Source organism: Thermobifida fusca NBRC 14071 = JCM 3263, assembly GCF_001592045.1.
Lineage (GTDB): Bacteria > Actinomycetota > Actinomycetes > Streptosporangiales > Streptosporangiaceae > Thermobifida > Thermobifida fusca.
The window spans coordinates 38,252-48,190 of sequence record NZ_BCWB01000027.1; the positions used below are offsets into that span (position 1 = coordinate 38,252).

10 protein-coding genes, 1 tRNA gene and 1 pseudogene are annotated in these 9,939 nt (G+C 67.6%); 3 read left to right on the top strand and 9 right to left on the bottom strand.

Annotation, left to right across the window (positions count from 1 at the left end):
- Positions 1-60 precede the first annotated feature (60 nt).
- The 4 genes from TF1_RS06160 to TF1_RS06175 all read right to left on the bottom strand — a co-directional run bounded on the left by TF1_RS06160 (position 61) and on the right by TF1_RS06175 (position 1,961).
- Positions 61-134, bottom strand: a tRNA-Val gene (locus TF1_RS06160).
- A gap of 249 nt (positions 135-383) precedes the next feature.
- Positions 384-854: a peroxiredoxin gene (locus TF1_RS06165; RefSeq protein ID WP_061783735.1), complete on the bottom strand. Its 471-nt coding sequence runs from the start codon at positions 852-854 to the stop codon at positions 384-386.
- A gap of 103 nt (positions 855-957) precedes the next feature.
- Complete coding sequence (locus TF1_RS06170; protein WP_016188916.1) at positions 958-1,383, bottom strand: DUF3052 domain-containing protein; 426 nt, start codon at positions 1,381-1,383, stop codon at positions 958-960.
- A 149-nt stretch (positions 1,384-1,532) separates the two neighbouring features.
- Positions 1,533-1,961, bottom strand: a complete 429-nt coding sequence (locus tag TF1_RS06175; RefSeq protein ID WP_011292389.1) for a secondary thiamine-phosphate synthase enzyme YjbQ — start codon at positions 1,959-1,961, stop codon at positions 1,533-1,535.
- A 165-nt stretch (positions 1,962-2,126) separates the two neighbouring features.
- Here TF1_RS06175 and TF1_RS06180 point away from each other — a divergent pair, with 165 nt between their 5' ends.
- Positions 2,127-3,827, top strand: coding sequence for an alkaline phosphatase D family protein (locus tag TF1_RS06180; RefSeq protein WP_061783736.1), 1,701 nt, complete (start codon positions 2,127-2,129; stop codon positions 3,825-3,827).
- A gap of 21 nt (positions 3,828-3,848) precedes the next feature.
- Here TF1_RS06180 and TF1_RS06185 read toward each other — a convergent pair whose 3' ends face one another.
- From TF1_RS06185 to TF1_RS06205, 5 genes are all read right to left on the bottom strand, one after another.
- Positions 3,849-4,709 (bottom strand): 5-oxoprolinase subunit C family protein, encoded by an 861-nt coding sequence (locus tag TF1_RS06185; protein WP_061783737.1) that lies wholly within the window; start codon positions 4,707-4,709, stop codon positions 3,849-3,851.
- Between the two features lie 39 nt (positions 4,710-4,748).
- A complete protein-coding gene (locus tag TF1_RS06190; RefSeq protein WP_011292392.1) occupies positions 4,749-5,354 on the bottom strand; it encodes a 5-oxoprolinase subunit B family protein in 606 nt (201 codons plus the stop codon).
- Between the two features lie 12 nt (positions 5,355-5,366).
- Positions 5,367-6,131 (bottom strand): LamB/YcsF family protein, encoded by a 765-nt coding sequence (locus tag TF1_RS06195; RefSeq protein WP_011292393.1) that lies wholly within the window; start codon positions 6,129-6,131, stop codon positions 5,367-5,369.
- Positions 6,132-6,220: 89 nt separating this feature from the next.
- Complete coding sequence (locus TF1_RS16130; protein WP_146088124.1) at positions 6,221-6,778, bottom strand: hypothetical protein; 558 nt, start codon at positions 6,776-6,778, stop codon at positions 6,221-6,223.
- 569 nt (positions 6,779-7,347) lie between these two features.
- Positions 7,348-8,544 (bottom strand): PucR family transcriptional regulator, encoded by a 1,197-nt coding sequence (locus tag TF1_RS06205; protein ID WP_041428127.1) that lies wholly within the window; start codon positions 8,542-8,544, stop codon positions 7,348-7,350.
- A 263-nt stretch (positions 8,545-8,807) separates the two neighbouring features.
- Here TF1_RS06205 and TF1_RS06210 point away from each other — a divergent pair, with 263 nt between their 5' ends.
- Together TF1_RS06210 and TF1_RS06215 are read left to right on the top strand one after the other, a co-directional pair.
- Positions 8,808-9,692: an ACP S-malonyltransferase gene (locus TF1_RS06210; protein WP_038043900.1), complete on the top strand. Its 885-nt coding sequence runs from the start codon at positions 8,808-8,810 to the stop codon at positions 9,690-9,692.
- Positions 9,692-9,939, top strand: a pseudogene (locus TF1_RS06215) (3-oxoacyl-ACP synthase); the annotation flags it as partial. The gene TF1_RS06210 and the pseudogene TF1_RS06215, both read left to right, overlap by 1 nt.

Genomic DNA, 9,939 nt, shown 5'->3' on the forward strand with positions numbered 1-9,939 from the left:
GGTGCGGAAAAACGCCCGAGGCCGTAGTCGGCCCCGGGCGTTTGCGCTGCTTGTCGGGGGTGGGCGCGAGAGGACTCGAACCTCCGACCGCCCGCTTGTAAGGCGGGTGCTCTGACCAACTGAGCTACACGCCCGCACCATGGGCCCGACACTGTCAGGCCCGTCCCGCACAGAGATAGTACCGGTTCCGAAGAGTCGGCGTTGCACTCTTTACGGGCAGACCGTCCGCCATCCTCGGCACCACCCGGCCCACCCGCTGGTCACAGCCCTTCTGCCTCGGGCGGATCCGGTGAGAAACCGCAGGCCCTATTAGGTGCTCCTGCCTGCTTCCGCTCCCGGAAACCGGCTAAAGAGCCGTGGAAAGCCGCAGGGCAGCGCCATCCTCAAGGATTCCAGCCGAGGTCCGCGAACGCCTGGCGGTAGTCGTCCATGTCGCGGCCTTGGAATGTCGGGTTGACGACCTTCCAGCGCACCACGCCCTCAGTGTCGATCAGAAAGCTGCCGCGCAGCGCTACCCCTTTGGTTGCGTCGAACACGCCGTAGCGTTGCGCGACCGCGCCATGCGGCCAGAAGTCGGACAGCAGCGGAAAGTCCACGCCCTCCCGGTCCGCCCAGACCCGGTGGGCGAACATGGAGTCCACGGAGATTGCCAGCGGCTGCACGGAGCGCGCGGTGAACTCGCTCATGCACTCGTGGAGCTGCCGCAGCTCCTTGTCGCAGATACCGGAGAAGGCCAGCGGGTAGAACACCACCGCTACCCTGCTGCGCCCGCGGAAATCGGAGAGGCGCACGGTCTGGCCATGCTGGTCAGCGAGTTCGAAATCGGGGGCGTTCTGGCCAACCTCGATCGGCATGGGTCCTCGGTTTCTGTGCGGGTCGCGTCCGCCCCGGTGAGGAACGGCCCGCGACCCGGGTTAGTCGTCGACGTCCGCGGTGTCGGAGAAGAGCACGGAATCGTCAGCGCTTGGGAAGGACGAGACGGGTCCCCGACCAGTCGGGGCCTGCGCTCACCGCACTGGTCTGGGACAGTCCCGCGGTCGTGGCCGCCTCCGAGACGTCGTTAGGCGAGACGTGTCCCTCTCTGCCCGCCTTGGGCGTCAGCACCAGGATGCTGCCGCCTCCTTCGATCGTGGCGGACACATCTACGAGCACGTCGGTGAGGTCGTCCTCCTCGTCGGCGCGCCACCACAGCAGTGCCGCGTCCACGACGTCGGGATAGTCCTCATCCACCAGCTCGTTGCCGGTCACTGCAGCGATCGACCGGCGGAGCTGCTCGTCCACGTCGTCGTCGTATCCGAACTCCTGCACCACCTGACCCGGTTTGAATCCGAGTCGTTCGGCCAGGCTGCGCTCGCTCTGTGCCTGGCCCGCGGTCGCGCTCACGAAAAGTCCTCCTCCGTTATGGGTGGTGCCCGCTGTCACGGGCACGGCCGCGACTGGTCCCGTTTCCGGGGTGATCCCGCCGTTGCTGGCTAAGTTCACACGTTGGGTGCCTGGTTCGTCAACGCGTGTTTGTCAACTGTGCTCTGCTTCTACCATCCTGCCCCGTCAGAGGGACTCGTCAAGAACGACAGCCTCACCTGACGATCGGGATTGTCGACGTTCAGGTCAACGATGGCGATAGATTGCCACGTCCCTAAGGCGAGTTTCCCGGAAACCACGGGGATCGTGGCGTAGGGGGCGATCAGGGCTGGCATCACGTGGGAGCGGCCGTGGCCGAGCGTCCCGTGCTTGTGTCGCCAGCGGTCGTCGGGGGGCAGCAGGTCCCGCAGGCTGGCGAGGAGGTCTTCGTCGGAACGGGACCCTAGTTCCATCACCGCCACCCCGGCAGTGGAGTGGGGAACGAACACGTTGAGCAGCCCGTCTCCACCGGTTTCCGCGACGAACGTGGCGCATTGCGGGGTGATGTCGGTAACGCTCTCTGTCGTCCCGGTGTGTAACTCGAGCACAGTGGTCCGCATGCGGCAACGGTTACCCACATTCGGACCGGTTCCAAACTCGTTGCACCAGTTTCTCCAATTTTTCAATGTCAACAGCATGGGTGGGCTGGCTTGTTCCGAGGAAAGCGACAATACTCACGCCAGCGGCCCTGACTGTCCGCGGCGGGACTACAGCGGAGAGCGAGAGTGGGAAACGGATTACGGCTCGGCCCGATACTGCGTCACGTGACCGAGACGAGCGCCACGATCTGGGTGGAAACCGAGGCTGCTGGCACGGTCACGGTGACTGCTGGCGACCGGTCAGTGAGCTCCGACACTTTCCAGGTGCACGGGCACCATTACGCGCTCTGCGACCTCACCGGTCTTGCCTCGGGGCGGGCGGTGCCCTACCGCGTGGCAGTGGACGGTGTGCCTGTCTGGCCGCCTGCTGGCTCGTCGCATCCGCCGAGCCTGGTGCGTACTTTGGATCCCGCGGCTCCGCAGCGGCTGCTTTTCGGCTCCTGCCGGACCCCTACCGATCACGGTCCGGCCGCGGTCGCCCGCTATGGGGCGGATGTGCTCCGTGCCTATGCGCTGCGGTTGGCGGAAGCCCGCCGTGCTGCTTCCGGGGTTGCCGCGGAGGAGCCGACCGCGTTGCTGCTCATCGGTGATCAGGTGTATGCCGATGAGATCCAGCAGCCGATGCGGGACTATGTGGCGGAGCGGCGCTCCCGCCATGGCGGGGACTTGCCGCATCCGCCCGACGACGAGGTCGTGTTCTTTGACGAGTATGCGGAACTGTACCGGCAGTCGTGGAGCGACCCGGATGTGCGGTGGCTGCTGTCCACTGTGCCCACTTTGATGCTCTTCGACGACCATGACATCCGCGGCGACTGGAACACCTCTGGCCGCTGGCGGCAGGAGATCGCCGAGAACCCGTGGTGGCGGCACCGCATCACTTCCGGGTTGGGCGCCTACTGGATCTACCAGCATGCGGGCAACCTTTCTCCGGACGAGCGCGCCGCTGACCCGGTGTGGCAGGCGTTGTGCAGCGGCGGCGGGGGCGCGGCGTTGGACGAGTTTGCGTGGCAGGCGCACCTTGACCCTGGCGCCTACCGGTGGAGTCATGCGCACACGTTCGGGCGCAGCCGCGTGCTCATGGTGGATACGCGGTGCGGCCGGGATGTCGCTGACGACCGGGCACGGTCCATGCTCGGCCCGGTCGGGGAGCCGTGGTTGGACGAGTCGCTGACCGGGGACGTGGACCACTTGATCGTGGCTAGCACACTGCCGTTTCTCCTGCCTAAGGGGGTGCACTATCTGGAGGCGTGGAATGAGGCGGTGTGTGCGGGCGCGTGGGGGGAATGGTTTCGCGGGCCGGGGGAGCGGCTGCGCCAGGCATTGGATTTGGAGCATTGGGCCGCGTTCCAGCGTTCTTTCGCTTCGGTTATTGCGGCGGTGGCGGAGGTTGCGACTGGGCGGCGGGGGAGGCCTCCGGCGAGTGTGCTGTTCCTCGGCGGGGATGTGCACTTTTCCTATCTGGCTCGGGCCCGGCTTCGCGGCTATGCCACGGACACGGTGATTGCGCAACTAGTCTGTTCTCCGCTGTGTAACTGGCTGCCGCCTGCGTTGCGGCGGATGACGTGGCTGTCGGCTCGGGCGGTCACCGGGCTTAGCTGCCGTCTTCTGGCCGCTTCAGCCGGTGTGCGCGCGCCCGCGGTGACGTGGCGTCTCGACGGCGGGCCCTGGTATGACAACGCTTTGGCCACCCTTGTGCTGGACGGCCGGTCTGCCACGGTGCGTTGGGAGCACTCTCCTGTGCCCCGTACGCTTGCGCGGGCTGTCACCCAGCCTGAGCGTCGTCCTCCGGTTGCGGAGCTGGCCGCTTACCGTCTCACGCCGCGTTGAGCGGACGAGGAAAGACCGGGGTCATCCCACGGCGCGGAACCGGAGCCGGGTGCCGGGGCGGGCCTGGGCGGCCCAGCGCAGGTCTGCGGAGACGACTACGGCGATCACCGGGTAGCCGCCGGTGACGGGGTGGTCGGCGAGGAAGAGCACGGGGTCGCCGTGGTGCGGGATCTGCAGTGCTCCGGGGACGATCCCTTCGCTGGGCAGTTCTCCCATGCGGGAGCGGGGCAGCGGCGGCCCTAGCAGGCGTGCCCCTACCCGGTCGGTTCGGCTGCTGACCACGTAGTCGCTGGTGAGCAGGGTGCGGATTGCGTCTTCGGTGAACCAGTCGTCGCGCGGTCCCAGCATGACGCGCAGTTCGACCTCGTCGCGGGGGAAGACGGTGTCTGGGGCGGCGTCCACTACGGGAAGGTCCTGGGGTGGCGGCCCCACTGGCAGCACGGTGCCCGGGGTCACCTGTTGGGGGCCGAGGCCGGCCAGTGTGTCCGTGCTGCGGGATCCCAGCACGGGGGGTGTGTCGAGCCCGCCGCGGACCGCCACATAGCTGCGCAGTCCGCGTTCCGGGGTGCCTATCCGCAGTTCGGATCCGTCGCGGAGGTGTATCACCGTGTTCATGGCGGCGGCGCGGCCGTCCACGCTTACCGGTCCTGGTGCCCCGGTGACTGCTACGGTCATGGCTCCGTGGGCGCGGCATCGCAGCCCGCCGAAGGTGACTTCGAGGGCGGCAGCGCGGGGCGGGTTGGCGACAAGCCGGTTCGCCAGCGCGTAGGAGACGGGGTCGGCGGCCCCGGAGCGTCCCACTCCGAGGAGGGCGTGGCCGACCCGGCCTGCGTCCTGCACGGTGGTGAGCACCCCGGTTTCGAGCACTTCCAGCGCTGGCATCGGCTCCTCCTCTCCCCTGCTTGTCGGGTTGGGCGCTGGTTACACGGGGACGAATTTCACTCGTGTTCCGGGGCGGAGCAGTCCCGGCGGGTCCCGGTCGAGGTTCCAGACCGCGACGTCGGTGCGGCCCAGCAACTGCCATCCTCCTGGGGAGCTGCGTGGGTAGATGCCGGTGAAACCGTCGGCGAGGGCGACTGATCCCGCGGGTACGCGGGTGCGGGACTCGGCGCGGCGGGGGACCCGCAGCCGGGGGTCGTCGCCGACGAGGTAGCCGAAACCGGGGGCGAAACCGCAGAACGCCACGATCCAGGTGGCGGCGGTGTGGGCGGCGACCACTTCGGTCTCGCTCAACCCGGTGGTTGCCGCGATGTCGGCCAGGTCTGCGCCGTTGTAGCAGACGGGAATTTCCACTTCTCCGACCGGGTGGGCTGCGGCGGGTCGCAGCGGCAAGTCGCGTACGGCTTGCCTGATTCGGGTCCGGTCGGTTCCGGGGGTGAGCCGCAGCAGGATGGTGCGGGCGGCGGGGACGACGTCCTCGACGCCGGGCAGGGGGTGTTCGGCGAGCGCGGCGTGCAACGCCATGACCGTGTCCAGGTCGTCGACTTCGATGAGGAGTCCGGCGTCACCGTATTCGAGGATGCGCATCACCGTGGGTCCTCACCTGTGGTGGGCGAACGCTTTGAGGTTGATGCCTGCGTTGCTGAGCCGCTGCGCGACCTGTTCGGCGACTCGGACCGCGTCGGGGGTGTCGCCGTGGACGCAGAGGGAGTCGGCGGTGATCCGGATCGGGGTGCCGTCGATGGCGGGGATGGGGTCGCCGTTGGCGATCCGCAGGCAGCGTTCCGCGATTTCTTCCGGGGAGTGCAGGACCGCTCCGGGGTGGCGGCGCGGCACCAGGGTGCCTTCGGGGGTGTAGGCGCGGTCCGCGAACGCTTCGCGGACTACGCGTAGCCCGGCTTTTTCCGCCAAGGTCAGCCACAGGGATCCGGGGAGTCCCAGGACTGCCAGGTCGGGGTCGTAGAGGCGTACTGCTTCGACGACGGCGCGGGCTTGGTCTTCGTGGTGGACGATCGCGTTGTAGAGCGCGCCGTGGGGTTTGACGTAGCGGACCCGTTCCCCGGCGACCCGGGCGAGCGCGTCGAGCGCACCGATCTGGTAGATGACGTCGTTGACCAGCTCGTCGGGGCTTACTTCGATGAACCGGCGGCCGAATCCGACGAGGTCGCGGTAGCCCACTTGGGCTCCGATGACGACGCCCCGGCGGGCCGCTTGTTCGCAGACCCGGCGGAGGACGAGAGGGTCTCCGGCGTGGAAGCCGCAGGCGACGTTGGCGCTCGTCACCACGGAGAGCAGTGCTTCGTCGTCGCCGAGTTCCCAACGGCCGAAGCTCTCACCGAGGTCGGAGTTGAGATCGATGTGCATCGGTGTTCCTGTCCGTCGGCCCCGGCAGGTGTGCCGGGGCCGACGCTGCGGGAGTCATCCTCCCGAAAGAGGGGGTTGTCTGTTCCAGGTTAGTTTTTAGCTTTCTGCCGCTGCTCGTCGCGACGGCTCCGGGTCTTGGGACGGGTGTTGGACCGCAGCCGCAGCAACTGGAGTTGCAGCGGCTGGGTGGAGTTCGGACCGCTCTTCGCGGTGATACTCCTGGACCCGCTGGTGAATCCGGGGACCACCGCTTCCACCGGTGTGTGCGGGCGCGGCGGAGCCAGCCGCGGAGGCACACCGGGGATGGCCGGGTCTTCCTCCACTGTTTCCTTGTCGTCCTTCTCCGTACGTCCGGTCCGGTCGGTGTCCCCCGTGGACGTCGCTGCCTCCTTGCCTGCCAAGCGGGCTCGCCGCCAGTCAAGCCACCAGGTGATCAGCGGCCATTCGACTCGGGCAGGCTGGGCGAGTGCTGCCCACAAGTACGCTTTCGCGCCCCAGGCTTCCATCGCCCGCCGTGCGCGGGAGACGGTGAAGTAGCCGGGAAGCGCGAGGAGCAGTTGCGGCCAGGACAGCAGTAGGGCGGCCACATACGGGAAAAGACCATCGCCGGTAATCGATGCGGCCGCACCCATCACAATGGGTGTCATCGCCAGTCCGATGCGTACAGTGGAGATCTGGCGAAAGCGGTACAAGGAACGGCGCACCGACGTTTCTGGGGAAACGCCGGCGGGAAGAGGTGTGGGCTGGGCAAAATATGCCAGCAGTAGCGCGCCGACGGCAACCGATACGGAAAGGAGAATCGTCCAGCCGGGCGCTGACCACCGGCCATCCACCATTAAGGCGAGCGGCCCTAGCAGGAGGATCGGGAGCGGAACGTGGAACAGGACCCGCCGTCTAATCTGGCCTGCGGCTGTAGGTTCCTGGACGTACTCTATGACGCGAGTGCGCAACCGTCTCAACATGGACGTCGTCACCACTCCCCTCTTCACGCGCTTACCGTCCCACCAACCGGTTGACACGTCCCTGAAGTAGGGCCGAGAACCGTGGCCGCGGTACGGAGAGAAGCGGACCCCTAATTTTTTAGGGACCCCATCGTTCACGTTATCTGGTTTTCTTGGACTGTGGGGCGCTGTCACCTCACAAGAAGTGCCGCTCCCGGGACTTTCTGTTCTTCTTCCGCGGCTTAAGGCGCCCTCTTTTGGCACGGGTGGCCGGTTTACGGGGTGTCGGCGAGCCGGCCGAGGGTCAGCGCTACCCGCAGCACGAACGATCCGCGGCCGTCGGTGGGGACGTAGCCGGTGAGCTCCGCCACTCTGCTGAGCCGGTAGCGCACCGTGTTGGGGTGGACGAACAGCATCCGCGCGGTGGACTCCAGGGACGAGGCGTGCTCCAGGTAGACCGACAGGGTGTCCAGCAGGGGGGTGCCCGCGTCCCGCAGCGGCTGGTACACCTCTTCGATGAGGGTGCGCCGCGCGGCCGGGTCCCCGTTCAGTGCCCGTTCGGGCAGCAGGTCCTCGGCAGCGACCGGCCGGGGCGCGTCCGGCCAGCCGGGGGCGGCACGCAGCCCGTCCACGGCGGCGCGGGCCGACTGGTTGGCGGCGCTCAAGTCGTAGACGGGGGGTCCCACCACGACCGGTCCCGGGCCGAACAGTCCCGCTAGTGGTGTGGCCGCGCCCATGGGGTCGGAAGCGTTCTTCTCGTTGACGCCTACAACGACGACGACACGGTCGCCTTGGACGCCTGCGAGCACGTCATGTCCTGCCCGACGGGCATGGGAGCGCAGGTCTTCCAGGGTTTCTTCGGCGTCTTGGTCGCCGAGGAGGCCCGCGATCGCGATGACGGGGATGCGCGACCAGCCGAGGGAGGCACCCCACGTCTGGAGACCTTCTTCGCGGTTGCCGTGCAGCAGGGCGTCGACGATCAGCGCTTCCAGCCGGGCATCCCAGGCTCCTCTGGCTTCTGCAGCTCGGGCGTAGATGCGGGCCGTGCTGAACGCCACTTCCCGGCTGTAGCGGAGCATGGCTTCGCGCAACTGCTGTTCGCCGCCGGGGGCAGCGAGTTCGGAGACCCGGCTCTCCACCACGTCGATGACGACCCGCACCATTTCCACGGTCTGCTGCAGCGACACTGAGCGGATGAGTTCCCGCGGCGCCGTGCCGAACACTTCCACGGCGATCGCGGGGCGGCCCCGGTGCGGGTTTTTGAACCAGTCGACGAAAGCCGCGACCCCTGACTGGGCGACGAGGCCCACCCAGGAGCGGTCTTCCGCGGACATGGAGCGGAACCATGACAGCCGCTGTTCCATCTGGGCTACTGCGGCCGTGCCCAGGGCGCCCATGGCGCGTTCCAGTCGGCGCACGGTCTCTGCGCGTACGGCGTCGTCGTGCGGGGACGCATCAGGGGAATCGGTCACCCTTCTAGGGTGACACTTCACGGCAGGACAGCCGTACAGTGGGGTTCCGTGCTCCCCAGGGGGCGCTGCGGAGACGGCGGGGGAATACTTCTCTGCGGGGATATGTGCAGTCTCCACAAAGGGCTCACCGTGAAGTTCGTGCCTGTCCCCATCAAGCTGGTGTTGTTCTTCAGGGCAAGGTTGATGCTGTGCTTGCAATCGTCGCTCCGGGCCAAGGCGCCCAGGTACCCGGTTTCCTCTCCGCGTGGCTTGAACTCCCCGGAATGGCGGAGCGGTTCGCTGAATGGTCGGATGTGGTCGGGCTCGACCTCGTCCGCTACGGCACCACCGCTGACGCTGAAGAGATCCGGGACACCGCGGTAGCCCAGCCGCTGCTGGTGAGCGCGGGCATTGCGGCAGCGATCGCGTTGTTCGGCGACCTTGAGTCCGCCGCCGCATCAGCCGATGTGGTGGCCGGGCACAGTGTCGGCGAATTCACTGCGGCCGCGGTTGCCGGTGCTCTGACGCCCCGGGATGCGCTGCTGCTCGTTGCGGAGCGGGGCCGGGGGATGGCTGAAGCGTCCGCGGTCACCCCGACGGGAATGACTGCGGTGCTGGGCGGCGATCGGGACGAAGTCCTCGCCGCGATCAAAGCAGCGGGTCTGACTCCCGCTAACGACAACGGTTCGGGGCAGATCGTGGCCGCCGGGACTCTTGAACAGTTGGAGGCGTTGGCGGCTGCTCCCCCTGCCCGGGCACGGCTGCGTCCTCTCGCGGTTGCCGGTGCTTTCCACACCCACCACATGGCTCCCGCAGTGAAGCGCGTGGAGGCCCTGGCAGCCACCCTCACGCCCGCTGATCCTCGTACTCGGCTGTTGTCCAACCGTGACGGCGCAGTGGTCACCTCCGGCTCGGAGTACCTGTCCCGTCTCGTGTCGCAGATCAGCTCCCCGGTTCGGTGGGACGCCTGTACCGCTACCCTCGCTGATCTCGGTGTCACCGCACTGATGGAGCTGCCGCCCGCAGGCACGCTGACTAATCTCGCCAAGCGAGCGCTGCGCGGTGTGGAACTGCTCGCCATCAAGTCTCCCGAGGACCTGGACCGGGCACGCACACTCGTCGCGGACCACGCGGGTGCGACCTCCACCGACCTGGAAGGGCAAGCGTGATGAAAACCTCCCAGTCCGTCCCCGGAGCATGTGTCGTCGCTTTCGGCGAGTACCAGCCCGCCAACGTTGTCACCAACGACGACTTGGCGAAGCGCGTCGACACTTCTGATGAGTGGATCCGCAGCCGGGTGGGTATCGCCGAACGCCGGATCGCTTCCCCGGAGGAGAGCGTCACCGACATGGCGGTCGCTGCCGGCGGCAAGGCGCTGGCTGCCAGCGGTTTGGCGCCGGACGACATCGACCTGGT